Source organism: Streptomyces regalis (assembly GCF_001509475.1).
In the GTDB taxonomy this organism is placed as follows: domain Bacteria; phylum Actinomycetota; class Actinomycetes; order Streptomycetales; family Streptomycetaceae; genus Streptomyces; species Streptomyces regalis.
The window spans coordinates 15,227-28,883 of record NZ_LLZG01000142.1; the positions used below are offsets into that span (position 1 = coordinate 15,227).

The window sequence follows — 13,657 nt, forward strand, 5'->3', positions numbered from 1 at the left end:
CTACGTGCGCGTAGCCGTACAGCTCGTACAGGTGTCGAAAGACCGCCTCGCATGGGCCAGAATGACCCCCGTGCCTTCCCTGTTGCTGATCGAGGACGACGACGCCATCCGCACGGCCCTGGAGCTCTCACTGACGCGCCAGGGACACCGTGTGGCCACGGCTGCCACCGGCGAGGACGGCCTGAAACTGCTGCGTGAGCAGCGGCCGGACCTGATCGTGCTGGACGTGATGCTGCCCGGCATCGACGGCTTCGAGGTGTGCCGGCGCATCCGGCGCACCGACCAGCTGCCGATCATCCTGCTGACCGCGCGCAGCGACGACATCGACGTCGTGGTCGGACTGGAGTCCGGCGCCGACGACTATGTCGTCAAACCCGTCCAGGGGCGGGTCCTCGACGCCCGGATCCGGGCCGTGCTGCGGCGGGGGGAGCGCGAGTCGAACGACGCGGCGACCTACGGCAGCCTGGTCATCGACCGTGCCGCGATGACCGTGACGAAGAACGGCGAGGACCTCCAGCTGACCCCGACCGAGCTGCGCCTGCTGCTCGAACTGAGCCGCCGCCCGGGGCAGGCCCTGTCCCGCCAGCAACTCCTGCGCCTCGTCTGGGAGCACGACTATCTCGGCGACTCGCGCCTCGTCGACGCCTGCGTCCAGCGACTGCGCGCCAAGGTCGAGGACGTCCCGTCGTCCCCCACCCTGATCCGTACCGTCCGTGGTGTCGGCTACCGCCTGGACGCGCCTCAGTGACAAAGGCGCAGGGGGGTTTCCGCGGCTGGGTCGCGGCTCGTAAGGGAGTGTGGTCGCGGCTGCGCTTCACCAGTCTTCGACTGCGCCTGGTGGTCGTCTTCGGCCTGGTGGCGCTCACAGCCGCCGTATCGGCCTCCGGGATCGCCTACTGGCTCAACCGCGAGGCGGTACTCAAGCGCACCCAGGACGCGGTGCTGCGCGACTTCGAGCAGGAGATGCAGACCCGCGCGGGCCTGCTGCCCGAGACGCCGACACAGGACGAACTGCAGCACACCGCAGGCCAGATGGCCAACAGCAGCCAGCGCTTCTCCGTCCTGCTGGTCGCCGACGACGCCGACGGCACACCCGCGTACGGCTCCTCCGGCGGCCTGGACGGCTTCACGCTCGCGGACGTGCCCGCGTCGCTGCGCAAGGCGGTGAACGAGAAGCAACCGGTCAACTCCACCAACAAGTCGGAGTACCACCTGTACTGGCAGCGGATCGTGGAGGACGGCCAGCCGTATCTGATCGCCGGCACGAAGGTGATCGGCGGTGGGCCAACCGGCTACATGCTCAAGTCCCTGGACCAGGAGGCCAAGGACCTCAACTCCCTCGCCTGGTCGCTCGGCATCGCCACGGCCCTCGCGCTGATCGGCTCCGCGCTGCTCGCGCAGGCCGCCGCCACGACCGTACTGAAGCCGGTGCAACGGCTCGGCGCCGCCGCGCGCCGGCTCGGCGAGGGCAAGCTGGACACCCGCCTGAGGGTGTCCGGGACCGACGAACTGGCCGATCTCTCCCGGACGTTCAACAACGCCGCCGAGGCTCTGGAGAAGCGGGTCGCGGACATGGCCGGGCGGGACGAGGCGTCCCGGCGCTTCGTGGCCGACATGTCGCACGAGCTGCGCACCCCCCTCACCGCGATCACCGCCGTGACGGAGGTGCTGGAGGAGGAGCTGGAGGCGGAGACCGGGTCCATGGACCCCATGATCGAACCCGCCGTACGGCTCGTCGTCAGCGAGACGCGCCGCCTGAACGACCTGGTCGAGAACCTGATGGAGGTCACCCGCTTCGACGCGGGCACGGCTCGCCTGGTCCTGGACGACGTGGACGTCGCCGACCAGATCACGGCGTGCATCGACGCCCGGGCCTGGCTGGACGCGGTGGACCTGGACGCCGAGCGCGGCATCGTGGCCCGCCTGGACCCCCGCCGCCTCGACGTCATCCTGGCCAACCTCATCGGCAACGCGCTCAAGCACGGCGGCTCGCCGGTCCGCGTCTCGGTCCGTGAGGCGGACGACTCGGTCATGATCGAGGTACGGGACCACGGCCCCGGCATCCCCGAGGACGTACTCCCGCACGTCTTCGACCGCTTCTACAAGGCCAGCGCCTCCCGCCCGCGCTCCGAGGGCAGCGGCCTCGGCCTGTCGATCGCCCTGGAGAACGCCCACATCCACGGCGGCGAGATCACCGCCGCCAACTCCCCCGAGGGCGGCGCGGTGTTCACCCTGCGCCTGCCACGGGACGCGTCGACGCTGGCGGAACAGGACGGGAACGAGGGCAACGGCAAGAGTGCCGACGGTGCGAAGGAGGGGGACGCGTGATGTCGGCCGGGGGACGCCCGATGAACGTAGGCCGCCTGCTGGCACTCTCCACGCTGACCGCCGTCCTGCTGACCGGCTGCGGCATACGGTCCACGGAGGTGCCGACCGACTTCGGCCCCGCCCCTTCGCGCGTGCACTGCTCACTCTCCGAACCGGACGCGTCGACGCGGGCCGAGCGCGGACTCCCGGTGCAGGTGTTCCTGCTGTGCGGGTCGCAACTGGTGGCCGTCGACCGCACGGTGCGCGTACCGGACGGCACGGCGGACTCGGAGCGACGTGTCCTCGTGGCCCAGGGCCTGCTCGACGAGCTGGAGGCGACGCCGTCGGCCGACGAGAAGGAGGCCGGCTACACCACGGACGTCCGCGGCGCCATGAGCGTGAACAGCCCTCGCGCCGACGACCCCGACGAGGCACTGCGCCTGAGCGTTCCCCCCAACGACCTCACCTCGTACGCACTCGCCCAGATCGTCTGTACGTTCTCGGACTCGACGGCGGCCGAGGGCGACGGCTCGGTGATCCTGGGCGGCCCCGACGACCAGCCACTGCGCCGCTACGAGTGCACGGACGAGGTCCGCACCCGCCCCGGCAGCAACGAACCCCCGTCGACCGAAGTCACGGAGTGACTCCGTCGGCTGGGCCGGATCTCCACGCGCCGCCGCTTTCCAGTGCTCGGCGCGGGCGCGGGCCCTGCTGGGGGCCTGCGGCCCCCAGACCCCCGCTTCGGCCCTGAACGGGCCTCGTCCTCAATCGCCGGACGGGCTGAATGATGCCGACCGGCGTCGGGAGGGCGCGTACCCCTGCGGCGCCGCAGTCGCGTACGGCGGCAAGGGGACGTGCCGGGGGGGTGTCCGCCCGCAGCGGCGGGCGTCAACACAGGGCACCCCACTGACATACGGCAACCGCCCGACCGAGGACGGACACCCCCGGCACGGCCCCGACCCACAACGCACCCAAGGCGCTGCGCAAACCCCCACCCAGCCCGCACAGGCCGCCGCAGGCATCCACGCGCACCCCCACCCACCCGCACAGGCCCACGGTGCGCCGCCGTCCCCCGCCCAGCCACGCCAGGCCGCCGCAAGCATCCCGGCCCAACCGCCGGAGGCACGTGTGGCGGACGCCTCAACACCGGTCCGCCGCGCTCCGGAACCGATCCCGCCGGGGGGCGCGTCTAGGGGGGCGTGCAGCGTCAAGGCTCCATCGGCGGCAGCGCCGCGATCAGCATCCGTGCGACGGGGGGTGTCCTCCTGGTCGCGCACCTGGCGTTCGTCGCCTGGCTCACGCTGCGCCCCCTGGACGTCCCTTGGGTGATGCCGCCCAACCTGCGGCCGTTCGCCGGGATCAGAGCGGATCTGGCGCTGGGCTGGCAGGAGGGCGCCCGGCGCATCACTGAGGGGCTCGCGCTGCTCGCACCGCTGGGAGTGCTGATCCCGATGGCGCACGGCAGAATCAGCGCCTCTCCCCTCGGCTCCCTGGTCCGTACGGTCGCCGCCGGCGCCCTGATCTCGCTGGGCATCGAGTTGCTGCAGACCGGCGTACCCGGCCAGGTCGTCGACGTCGACTCACTGCTGCTGAACACGGTGGGCGTGGCGTTGGCGCACATGACGGTGGTCCCCGCGGCCCGCGTCTGGCTCCGCCGCAGGTCCAAGCGCGCACACCGGGCAACGGTCCCCCAGGAGGAGCCTTCTCAGGGTCGGACCCCGACGATTCCCAGGGTCGGGATAGCTCCGTAGAGCGACGCTTTGCCCGCTTCGTCGCCCTAGCGTTGATGTCACATGAGGCAACGCCTCGGGAGACCCCACAGGGGGGCCTTCGACCGACGCTCGCGAAGGAGCCGCACCATGACCGCGCTTGCCCGACCCACCCACGGCCGCATGATCGGCGGAGTGTGCGCCGCGCTCGCCCGGCGCTTCGGCACCTCAGCGACGACGATGCGCGTGATCTTCCTGATCTCCTCCCTGCTCCCGGGCCCGCAGTTCCTGCTCTACATAGCCCTGTGGCTCCTGCTCCCCTCGGAGGACAAGGCGAACAAGACGCGCACGGCCTGGTGAGCCGCTCGACGTACCGGCGTACCGGCGTAAACAGATACGCCGCGGGGACGCACCCGGTGTCCAAGGGTGCGCCCCCGCGGCGCGCTTCGGGTGAACGGACTCAGCCGAGCGGAACACCGTTCACGGGCAGACCCGTGGTGGGCAGAGCCTGAATGGGCAGGCCCTCGGGGGACACGCCCTGTACCGGCATACCGCCGAGCAGCCCGGAGACCAAGTCGGTCGGACCACCGGCCAGCGCCTTCTCGGCAGCCGGCTGCACACCGGACGTCACGCCGGTCTGCGCGGCGGCCAGCCCGGTGGTGACCGCCTCGGGCCCGTGGGCCAGCCCCGCACCGGCACCCGGCGCCGCCTGGGCGAGGTCCCCGGCCGGGAGGGTCTGGACGGCGCCCAGCGCCGCACCGGCGGCGTCCGGGGCGACCGGCGCGGCGTTCGCGGCACCCGCACCGGCGGCAGCGAAGGCGGCACCGAGCGCGGCGACACCGAGGGTCTTGGCAGCAGACTGCTTCATGAAATGCGTCCTCGAAATTCGTTACTGGGTTGTGAGCGGTCCTCGACCGTAAACACGCCCGGCACGCCGCCGCAAACATCGAAATGAGGACGGATTGTGAATGACGCCTGCATTCCCTGTAGGCACAGAGCCCCCGGTCACCCCTCCTCAGCTGCAGAGTCGCTGGTAGATGTCGCCTGTCGGAAAAGCCACTCGGACTTCAGTTCGGCATATCCGGGCTTGATGACGTCATTGATCATCGCGAGCCGTTCATCGAAAGGAATGAACGATGATTTCATCGCATTGACGGAGAACCACTGCATGTCGTCGAGCGTGTAACCGAAAGCCTCGACAAGGTGCTCGAATTCCCGGCTCATGGTGGTGTGGGACATGAGCCGGTTGTCGGTGTTCACGGTGGCCCGGAAGTGCAGCCGGCGCAGCAGACCGATGGGGTGGGCGGCGTAGGAGTCGGCGGCGCCCGTCTGGAGGTTGGAGCTGGGGCACAGTTCCAACGGGATGCGCTTGTCCCGTACGTACGAGGCGAGCCGGCCGAGCTTCACCGAGCCGTCGGAGTGCACCTGGATGTCGTCGATGATGCGCACCCCGTGCCCGAGCCGGTCGGCGCCGCACCACTGCAGGGCCTGCCAGATGGACGGCAGCCCGAAGGCCTCGCCCGCGTGGATGGTGAAGTGGTTGTTCTCGCGCTTGAGGTACTCGAAGGCATCGAGATGACGGGTGGGCGGGTGACCGGCCTCGGCGCCCGCGATGTCGAAGCCGACGACGCCCAAGTCGCGGTAGCGGTTGGCGAGTTCGGCGATCTCCAGGGAGCGGGCGGCGTGCCGCATGGCGGTGAGCAGGGCCCCCACGCGGATGCGGTGGCCGTTCTCCCGCGCGATCCGCTCGCCCTCCCGGAAGCCCTCGTTCGCGGCCTCGACGACCTCGGTGAGGCTGAGCCCCCCTTCGAGGTGCTGTTCGGGCGCGTACCGCACCTCGGCGTAGACGACCCCGTCCTCGGCGAGGTCCTCGGCGCACTCGGCGGCGACCCGGACGAGGGCCTCGCGGGTCTGCATCACGGCGACGGTGTGGGAGAAGGTCTCCAGGTACCGCTCCAGGGAGCCGGAGTCGGCCGCCTCGCGGAACCACACGCCGAGCTTGTCGGGGTCGGTCTCGGGGAGCTGGGTGTAGCCCGTCTCGCGGGCGAGCTCGACGATGGTGCCGGGACGCAGCCCGCCGTCGAGGTGATCGTGCAGCAGAACCTTCGGCGCCCGGCGGATCTGGTCCGAGCTCGGGATGGTCGCCTTCTGGGCAGTCTGGCTCGTCATTTTCGCACTGTAACGCCTACGCGCGTAGACGGCGCGCTGATCGGCGACCGTTTCTCTCACTGTACGAATCCGTCGATACGTAACGGTGACCCCACGGAAGGGTGGCGTACAGCCGCGCTTCTGACACTGTTCTGTCATGGCACACCAAGCGACGCCCGTTCGCAGGGCCCGGCTGGGCAGAGCGATCGGGCCGGAGCCGACAGCGGTGAGCGGCGTGGTCCTCCTGCTTCCCGGCGGTGACGAGGTCTCACATCGCAAGCCGACGACGTTGTTGGCGACCTCGTACGTGCGGACGCTGGGGCGCCGCCTGGTGCGGGCGGGACGCGGGGAGGGGCTGGCCGCGCACGTCGTCCACTACCGCTTTCGCGGGTGGAACGGCAATGACGCGAACCTCGCGAGCGACGCGTCATGGGCCGCGGACGAGGTCGTACGGCGCTATGGGGACGTCCCCGTGTGCCTCGCCGGGATCGGCATGGGCGGGCGGGCGGCCCTGCACGCGGGCGGTCATGAGGCCGTCAACTCCGTGCTGGCCATCGCCCCTTGGCTGCCGGAGGAGGACCTGGCGGCCTCGCCCGAACCGGTGAAGCAGCTCGGGGGGCGGCGGGTGCTGGTGGTGCACGGCACGAATGACGAGGTCTCCGACCCCGAGCTGTCTTTTCGGTTGGCGGCTCGGGCGAAGAAGGCGAATCGGGATGTGTGCCGGTTCGAAGTGCACTCCGATCGGCATGGGTTGCATCAGCATCGGAATGAAGTCCTTGCGCTGGCCGAGGACTTCGTCATGGGGGTGCTGTTCGGGAGGGCGTTCTCCCGGCCGGTCGCCGACGCGTTCGCGGCTCCGCCGCCGCTGGGGTTGCGGATGCCGTTGGCCTCCGGCTTCGGGCAGAGACGGTAGCGCCGTAGGGGTGGGGATGGGTTTCGGACTGCGGGTTGTCCGGAGCTGGCCGCGCCCACGCGGCGGAGCCGCATATCGACACAGCCCCGCGCCCTCAGGGCAACAGGTTTCCCCTTCTTGAAAGCAGGAACTTCTTGAAGGCGGCCACCGGCGGCGTGTCCGGGCGGTCCGCCAGCCATGCCACGCCGATTTCGCGGGCCGCGCGCGGAGCCGTGACCGTCAGTTCTGCTACACCTGGGCGGGGCACCGCCGGTGGCGGCAGCAGGGCGACTCCCAGACCCGCCGCCACCAGCCCCCGCAGCGTCTCCGCCTCCTCGCCCTCGAAGGCGATGCGCGGCTTGAAGCCCGCCTCCTGGCACAGGTCGTCGGTGATGCGGCGAAGGCCGTAGCCGGGCTCCAGGGTCACGAAGGTTTCGTCGGCCGCCTCTGCCAGGCGGATGCGCTTGCGCGAGGCCAGGCGGTGGTCGGCCGGGACGACCAGGCGGAGTTTCTGTTCGTCCAGGCGGCGGGCCACCAGGTCGGGGGCGTCCGGTACCGGGGAGGTCAGGCACAGGTCGAGCTCGCCGGACCGCAGGCGCTCGATCATCGCCTCGCCGTAGTTCTGGACGAGGCTGAAGCGGACCCGGGGGTGGTCGGCACGGAAGGTGTGCAGGAGGCCCGGGACCGTTTCCGCGCCCATGGTGTGCAGGAAGCCGAAGGCGACCTTGCCGGTGGCCGGGTCGGCGTCGGCGCGGACCTCGTCGGCGGCGCGCTCGATCTCGGCGAGGGCGCGTTCGACGGAGGCGAGGAAGGTGCGGCCGGCGGGGGTCAGCGAGACCGTACGGCCGTGGCGGGCGAACAGGTCGACGCCCAGGTCCTGCTCGAGACGGACCATGGCACGGGAGAGCGTGGACTGCGGGACCTGCATCTCCTGCGCGGCCCGGGTGACGTGCTCGGTGCGGGCGACGCCGGCGAAGTACGCGAGGCGGGGCGCCAGCAACATCACCATGTCTTCTGTGTCACTGGATGGTGACAGACGAGCCTGTGACCTCCGCTGATGCTCCATGGGAACGATTATGGCCGATCCATGCATTGGACGGATCAGCGGGATCGTACGTAGCTTCGAAGCATGTCTCCCGCCAGTACCGGGGCGTCCACCACCGTGGGCGCCGCACCCGTTGTCCCCGTCGTCGACTCCCGTATGGCCCCGGGCGGCCCCGGCTACCGCCGGATGAGCTTCGCCCTCTTCCTCGCCGGTGTCGCGACCTTCGCGCTTCTCTACTCCACGCAGGCCCTTCTGCCGCTGATCTCCGGTGAGTTCGGGGTGGCGGCGAGCGAGGCAAGCTGGACGGTGGCGGCGGCGACGGGCGGTCTGGCCCTGTTCGTGCTGCCGATGAGCGCGCTGTCGGAGCGGTTCGGACGCCGTACGGTCATGACGGCGTCGCTGGCAGTCGCGGTGACGGTGGGGCTGCTGGTCCCCTTCGCGCCGAACCTGACCGCCCTGGTCGTGCTGCGAGCGGTCCAGGGCGCGGCGCTGGCGGGTCTGCCTGCGTCCGCGACGGCGTATCTGGCCGAGGAGGTCCGCCCGAAGGCACTGGTCACGGCGATCGGGCTGTTCGTCGCGGGCAACAGCGTCGGCGGGATGAGCGGCCGGGTGATCACCGGCTGGGTCGCGCAGGAGTGGGGCTGGCGGGTCGCGGTCGGCGTCATCGGCGCGGTCGCGGTGGCGTGCGCGGTGGCCTTCCGGCTGCTGCTCCCGGCCCCCCGCCACTTCAAGCCGGGCTCACTGCGTCCGCGGGTGCTCGCCCGCACGGTCCGTGACCACCTCGCCAACCCGCTGCTGTGCCGCCTGTACGCGATCGGCGCCCTGTTCATGACGGTCTTCGGCGGCGTGTACACGGTGATCGGCTACCGCCTGACGGAGGCGCCGTTCGGCCTCCCCCAGGGCATCATCGGCTCGATCTTCCTGGTGTACCTGGTCGGTACGGTGTCGGCGTCGACGGCGGGACGGCTGGTGGGCCGCCTGGGCCGCCGAGGCGCCCTGTACGCGGCGGGCGCGACGACGACGGCGGGTCTGCTGCTGTCTCTGGCGGGCTCGCTCCCCCTGGTCCTGCTGGGTCTGGTCCTGATCACCGGCGGCTTCTTCGCGGGGCACGCGGTGGCGTCCTCGGCGGTCAGCAAGACGGCCACGCAGGGCCGCGCCCAGGCCTCGGCGCTGTACCAGTCCGCCTACTACATCGGCTCCAGCGCGGGCAGCACGGTCGGCGCGGTGGCCTTCCACGCGGGCGGCTGGGCCGGGACGGTCGGGGTCGGCCTGCTGGCGGTGCTCGGCGTCGTGACGATCACGGTGTTCGGGACGCGGGCGGCGCGACTGCAGCGGCAGCAGCTGACGACGGCGGCCTGAGCCTGAGCGGACCACGTTCCCCCTGGTGGGGGCCGGTTGTCAGTGGCCGCGGATAGCCTCCGCGATCACTGACGGCCGGCCTTGACCAGGGGGATTTCTGATGGAGTTCCGGATCGAACGCACCGCCTTCGCCGAGGCCGTGGGGTGGGCGGCGCGAGCGCTGCCCTCGCGCACTCCGGTGCCGGTGCTGGGCGGCCTGCTGCTGGCGGCGGGCGCGGGGCGGCTCACCGTCTCCGGCTTCGACTTCGAGGCCGCCGCGCGCATCGACGTGGACGCGGAGACGGCGTCGGCCGGGCAGGTGCTCGTGCCCGGCCGACGGCTGCTGGACATCTGCCGGGTACTGCCGGACGGGCCGGTGAGCTGCGCCCTGTCGGGGACGCGGTTCACGGTGGAGGCGGACGGCACCGAGTTCGGGATGTCGACGCTGCCGCGCGAGGAGTACCCGGCCCTGCCGTCCCAGCCGTCGGCGTACGGCAGTGTGGACGCCGCCGCATTCGCGACGGCCGTCGGCCAGGTCGCCGTGGCGGCCGGCCGGGACGAGACGCTGCCGGTGCTGACCGGCGTACAGCTGCGCCTGGACGGCGACTCGATGACGCTGTCGGCGTCGGACCGGTATCGGTACGCCGTACGGCGGGTGGGGTGGAAGCCGGAGAGTGACGCGACGGCCTCCGACGGTGCCGTGGACGCCCTGGTCCCTGCACGGCGGCTGCTCGATGCCGCGCGGTCGCTGGCGCGCTGCGGGGTCGTTCGGGTGGGGCTGGATCGCGCGGCAGGTGGGGGGCTGGCCGGGTTCGAGGGCGGAGGTATGCGGTCCGTCGTACGGCTTTTGGACGGGCGGCTGCCGAAGTACGGGTCGCTGTTCGACATGGCGGGGGCGGCGGTCGCCGAGGTGGAGTGCGGGGCGCTGACGGAGGCGGTCCGGCGGGTTGCCGTGGTGGCCGAGGCAAGCAGTCCGGTGCGGATGGACTTCTCGGGCGACGGCTGCGTGCTGCTGCGGGCCGGGTTCGGGGACGACGTGGCGACGCAGCGGCTGCCGGCCGTGCTGAGCGGCGCGCAGGAGGTGACCGTGGCCTTCAATCCGGCGTATCTGCTGGACGCGCTGAACTCCTTCGAGGCGCCCCGGCTGCGGATGGAGCTGCTGGGGGCGGGGCAGCGGACGCTGCTCAGCGCGGTGGCGGGTGAGGACGGAAGCAAGGACGGAAGCGAGGACGGAAGCGAGGTCGGAAGCGGGGACGGAAGCGGGGACGGGGGTGCCGAGGCAGGGTCCGCTTCTCATCGGCATCTGCTCATGTCCGTGAAGCAACTGGTCTGATAAATGCTCTGACCTGCGCGTTTGTGCGCTGCGGGGGCCATTGTCAGTGGCCTGCGGTAGCTTCCGAAGTGTGGGGCGCGATGAGGCGCTCTTCGAGACAGGGCCACAGGGGTGGGTGGACGATGAGCGACGGCACGGCGACTACGACAACGGACCTCGACGTCAGGCTGGAGAAACACCGCGTCGAACTGACCGGGTACTGCTACCGCATGCTCGGCTCGTCCTTCGAGGCCGAGGACGCGGTGCAGGACACGATGGTCCGCGCCTGGCGGAGCTACGAGAAGTTCGAGGGGCGCTCCAGCCTCCGGTCGTGGCTGTACCGCATCGCGACGAACGTGTGCCTGGACATGCTGACCGCCGGCAACAAGCGGGCCAGGCCCATGGACCTGACGGAGTCGACGCCGCTGGCCCAGGCGGCGCTCTCGCCCCGTCCGGACCACACCTGGCTGGAGCCGATGCCGGACAGCCGGGTGCTGCCGACGGTCGAGGATCCGGCGGAGGCGGCCGTCGCCAAGGAGACGGTGCGGCTCGCCTTCATGGCCGCCCTGCAGCAACTGCCGCCCAAGCAGCGGGCGGTGCTGATCCTGCGCGAGGTGCTGGCCTGGAAGGCGAGCGAGGTCGCCGAGCTGCTCGGCACGACGGTCGCGTCGGTGAACAGCGCGCTGCAGCGGGCCCGCGCGACCCTCGCCGAGCAGCAGCAGCCGGGCAGCGACGCCGCCGCCTCCGACCCGCTGGACGACGAGCAGCAAAAGCTCCTGGAGCGGTATGTCGCGGCCTTCGAGGGCTATGACATGACGGCGCTGACGGCCCTGCTGCACGAGGACGCCATCATGACGATGCCGCCGTTCGACCTGTGGCTGACCGGCGTCGAGGACATCACCGGCTTCATGACGACCCTCGGCGCCCCCTGCGCGGGCTCGCGTCTGGTCCCGGTCCAGGTCAACGGCCTGCCGGGCTTCGCCCAGTACAAGCCGGACCCGGACAAGGGCGGCTTCAGCCCCTGGGCGGTCCAGGTCCTGGAGATATCAGAGGGCCGGATCACCGGGTTCCACTGCTTCCTCGACACTCAGCGCTGGTTCCCGCTGTTCGGGCTTCCCCTCCGTCTCGAAGCGGAGGCCGACCAGGTCGAGGAGGGCGTGTAGGGCGGGGTCGGGGTCGCGCAGCCGTATACGGCCCCCGGCCCGCCGGGCGGCGAGCTGCAGCCGTGCCAGCAGGTCGACGGCGCCGAGTCCCGGCGGCCCGAGCCCACCGACGTCGCACACCAGGACTCCGGCCCCGGAAGCCTCCAGCAGCGCCCGCACGTCGTCGCACAGCCCCGGCACCTCTTCCCGGGTGACGGGGCCGGCCAGCACGAGTACAGCGGGTGTCGTCGCGTCCACGATCGGTAGACCGGGCGGGCGGGTGTAACTCATCGGGCCAGGTGCCGGTCGCCGATTCCCGCTGCTCACGGCCCGTGCGCGGGTGTCCGCCGACCGAGATCACGTTGACCCGCTCCCCTCCTTCCCCGGATGGTTGGCTGTATGCCCCACGCATCAGCGCATCCCCGAATACCCTGCGGCTCCCTCCCCGACAAGGAGGTCCTGTGCAGGGGGTGTTGACCGGGTTCGCGGTGATCGCGGTCGTCATCGGGGTGGGCTATGTGATCGGCCGGCGCGGTTACCTCGGCAGCAATGGCCGCGAGGTGCTGACCAAGCTGGCCTTCCATGTGGCGTCCCCGGCCCTGCTGTTCACCACGCTGGCGCAGACCGACCTCTCGGTGATCTTCTCCAGCCGCCTGCTGGTCACGGCTCTGAGCACGGCCGCGGCGGCCGGAGTCTTCGTCGCGGTCGGGGTCGTACGGCGCTGGGGCGTGGGCCGTACGACGATCGGCGCGCTGTGCTCCAGCTACGTCAACTCCGGCAATCTCGGCATCCCCATCGCGGTGTACGTCCTGGGCGACGCCTCGCTGGTGGCGCCGGTGCTGCTGTTCCAGCTCATCGGCGTCACACCCATCGCGCTGACGGTCCTCGACCTCTCCGGCGAGGGCGAGAAGGGGCCGCTGTGGCGGCGGCTGCTGACGCCGTTGCGCAACCCGATCGCCGTGGGCTCGCTGGCGGGGGTGGCGGTCTCGGCTGCGGGGTTGAAGGTCCCGGCGCCCGTCCTGGACCCGCTGACCCTGATCGGCGGCATGTCGGTCCCGGCGGTCCTGCTGGCCTTCGGCATCTCCCTGTGCGGCAGCACGATGCCCGGCCGGGGCCCTGACCGGCATCCGGTGCTGCTCTCGGTCGCCCTGAAGTCGGTGGGGCAGCCCGCGGCGGCCTGGGCGCTGGCGGCGGGGGTGTTCGGGCTGCGGGGCGCTCCGCTGCTGGACGTGGTGGTGACGTCGGCGCTGCCTGCCGCGCAGAACCTGTTCACGTACGCGTCGAGTTACGGGGTGGGCGAGCGGTTGGCGCGGGACTCGATTCTGGTGTCGACGGTGTTGTCGGTGCCGGTGCTGGTGGTGGTGGCGGCGCTGCTGGGCTGAGGGGTGTCAGCCCCCGCGGAACTCACCGGTGTCGAGCGTGATGTGGAAGGGCGCGGGCAAGATCACTGGATCACCGAACTCGCCCGCGCGCAGGACGCGATAGACGCCGTCCTTCGGTTCGCCGTACAGCTTGGAGGTCGGGGATGTAGACCTCGAGCCGTGACGGCACGGCTGTCGCCGGCCTCTGGTAGATGCCCCAGTCCTCCGGCATCACGTCGTAGAGGCGCCGCTGCATGTGCTCGGCGATGCGGTGGTGAGCACATGCGGAGTAGGGCGTGACAGCGATCAGCCCCTCGATGATCTCCACCTTGGGTGACAGCCAACACGCCGAACGGGACCGGCGCCGATCCACCGATCCCGTTCACCCCAAAGAGGAAACCCC

At 71.1% G+C, this 13,657-nt stretch carries 14 protein-coding genes; 10 read left to right on the plus strand and 4 right to left on the minus strand.

Features of this window, described 5'->3' with window-relative positions; all coding sequences use genetic code 11:
• Positions 1 to 70 precede the first annotated feature (70 nt).
• From afsQ1 to ADL12_RS19290, 5 genes are all read left to right on the plus strand, one after another.
• Positions 71 to 748, plus strand: coding sequence for a two-component system response regulator AfsQ1 (gene afsQ1, locus ADL12_RS19270; RefSeq protein WP_031477770.1), 678 nt, complete (start codon positions 71 to 73; stop codon positions 746 to 748).
• Positions 745 to 2,328 (plus strand): sensor histidine kinase, encoded by a 1,584-nt coding sequence (locus tag ADL12_RS19275; protein ID WP_062703905.1) that lies wholly within the window; start codon positions 745 to 747, stop codon positions 2,326 to 2,328. Before afsQ1 ends, ADL12_RS19275 begins: the two co-directional genes overlap by 4 nt.
• A 20-nt stretch (positions 2,329 to 2,348) precedes the next feature.
• The gene (locus tag ADL12_RS19280; protein WP_062703968.1) at positions 2,349 to 2,951 is read left to right on the plus strand and encodes a hypothetical protein; all 603 of its coding nucleotides are present in this window, start codon (positions 2,349 to 2,351) and stop codon (positions 2,949 to 2,951) included.
• A gap of 555 nt (positions 2,952 to 3,506) precedes the next feature.
• Positions 3,507 to 4,058, plus strand: a complete 552-nt coding sequence (locus tag ADL12_RS19285) for a VanZ family protein (RefSeq protein ID WP_062703906.1) — start codon at positions 3,507 to 3,509, stop codon at positions 4,056 to 4,058.
• 108 nt (positions 4,059 to 4,166) lie between these two features.
• On the plus strand, positions 4,167 to 4,376 hold the full coding sequence (locus tag ADL12_RS19290; RefSeq protein WP_062703907.1) for a PspC domain-containing protein: 210 nt from the start codon (positions 4,167 to 4,169) through the stop codon (positions 4,374 to 4,376).
• 100 nt (positions 4,377 to 4,476) lie between these two features.
• On the opposite strand, the gene ADL12_RS19295 is transcribed toward ADL12_RS19290, so the two are convergent.
• Positions 4,477 to 4,884, minus strand: a complete 408-nt coding sequence (locus tag ADL12_RS19295) for a hypothetical protein (RefSeq protein WP_062703908.1) — start codon at positions 4,882 to 4,884, stop codon at positions 4,477 to 4,479.
• A gap of 137 nt (positions 4,885 to 5,021) precedes the next feature.
• The gene (locus ADL12_RS19300; RefSeq protein ID WP_062703909.1) at positions 5,022 to 6,185 is read right to left on the minus strand and encodes an adenosine deaminase; all 1,164 of its coding nucleotides are present in this window, start codon (positions 6,183 to 6,185) and stop codon (positions 5,022 to 5,024) included.
• Between the two features lie 136 nt (positions 6,186 to 6,321).
• Between ADL12_RS19300 and ADL12_RS19305 the strand changes: the two genes are divergently transcribed.
• A complete protein-coding gene (locus ADL12_RS19305) occupies positions 6,322 to 7,077 on the plus strand; it encodes an alpha/beta hydrolase (protein WP_062703910.1) in 756 nt (251 codons plus the stop codon).
• Positions 7,078 to 7,171: 94 nt separating this feature from the next.
• On the opposite strand, the gene ADL12_RS19310 is transcribed toward ADL12_RS19305, so the two are convergent.
• A complete protein-coding gene (locus ADL12_RS19310) occupies positions 7,172 to 8,122 on the minus strand; it encodes a LysR family transcriptional regulator (RefSeq protein WP_062703911.1) in 951 nt (316 codons plus the stop codon).
• Positions 8,123 to 8,185: 63 nt separating this feature from the next.
• Here ADL12_RS19310 and ADL12_RS19315 point away from each other — a divergent pair, with 63 nt between their 5' ends.
• The 3 genes from ADL12_RS19315 (at position 8,186) to ADL12_RS19325 (ending at position 11,914) form a co-directional block, all read left to right on the plus strand.
• On the plus strand, positions 8,186 to 9,460 hold the full coding sequence (locus ADL12_RS19315) for an MFS transporter (protein ID WP_062703912.1): 1,275 nt from the start codon (positions 8,186 to 8,188) through the stop codon (positions 9,458 to 9,460).
• A gap of 100 nt (positions 9,461 to 9,560) precedes the next feature.
• Positions 9,561 to 10,772, plus strand: coding sequence for a DNA polymerase III subunit beta (gene dnaN / locus ADL12_RS19320; RefSeq protein ID WP_062703913.1), 1,212 nt, complete (start codon positions 9,561 to 9,563; stop codon positions 10,770 to 10,772).
• A gap of 122 nt (positions 10,773 to 10,894) precedes the next feature.
• A complete protein-coding gene (locus ADL12_RS19325; RefSeq protein ID WP_062703914.1) occupies positions 10,895 to 11,914 on the plus strand; it encodes a sigma-70 family RNA polymerase sigma factor in 1,020 nt (339 codons plus the stop codon).
• Here the strand turns inward: ADL12_RS19325 and ADL12_RS50550 are convergent.
• The gene (locus ADL12_RS50550; protein ID WP_159053205.1) at positions 11,798 to 12,184 is read right to left on the minus strand and encodes an STAS domain-containing protein; all 387 of its coding nucleotides are present in this window, start codon (positions 12,182 to 12,184) and stop codon (positions 11,798 to 11,800) included. The genes ADL12_RS19325 and ADL12_RS50550 overlap by 117 nt on opposite strands.
• Before the next feature lie 170 nt (positions 12,185 to 12,354).
• Here ADL12_RS50550 and ADL12_RS19330 point away from each other — a divergent pair, with 170 nt between their 5' ends.
• Positions 12,355 to 13,275, plus strand: a complete 921-nt coding sequence (locus ADL12_RS19330) for an AEC family transporter (RefSeq protein WP_062703915.1) — start codon at positions 12,355 to 12,357, stop codon at positions 13,273 to 13,275.
• The last annotated feature ends 382 nt before the right edge of the window (positions 13,276 to 13,657 follow it).

Coding starts and splice junctions, on each gene's coding strand:
- ADL12_RS19280 (WP_062703968.1), top strand. CDS start 2,349: ATGAACGTAGGCCGCCTGCTGGCACTCTCCACGCTGACCGCCGTCCTG.
- ADL12_RS19290 (WP_062703907.1), top strand. CDS start 4,167: ATGACCGCGCTTGCCCGACCCACCCACGGCCGCATGATCGGCGGAGTG.
- ADL12_RS19295 (WP_062703908.1), bottom strand. CDS start 4,884: ATGAAGCAGTCTGCTGCCAAGACCCTCGGTGTCGCCGCGCTCGGTGCC.
- ADL12_RS19300 (WP_062703909.1), bottom strand. CDS start 6,185: ATGACGAGCCAGACTGCCCAGAAGGCGACCATCCCGAGCTCGGACCAG.
- ADL12_RS19305 (WP_062703910.1), top strand. CDS start 6,322: ATGGCACACCAAGCGACGCCCGTTCGCAGGGCCCGGCTGGGCAGAGCG.
- ADL12_RS19310 (WP_062703911.1), bottom strand. CDS start 8,122: ATGGAGCATCAGCGGAGGTCACAGGCTCGTCTGTCACCATCCAGTGAC.
- ADL12_RS19315 (WP_062703912.1), top strand. CDS start 8,186: ATGTCTCCCGCCAGTACCGGGGCGTCCACCACCGTGGGCGCCGCACCC.
- dnaN (WP_062703913.1), top strand. CDS start 9,561: ATGGAGTTCCGGATCGAACGCACCGCCTTCGCCGAGGCCGTGGGGTGG.
- ADL12_RS19325 (WP_062703914.1), top strand. CDS start 10,895: ATGAGCGACGGCACGGCGACTACGACAACGGACCTCGACGTCAGGCTG.
- ADL12_RS50550 (WP_159053205.1), bottom strand. CDS start 12,184: ATGAGTTACACCCGCCCGCCCGGTCTACCGATCGTGGACGCGACGACA.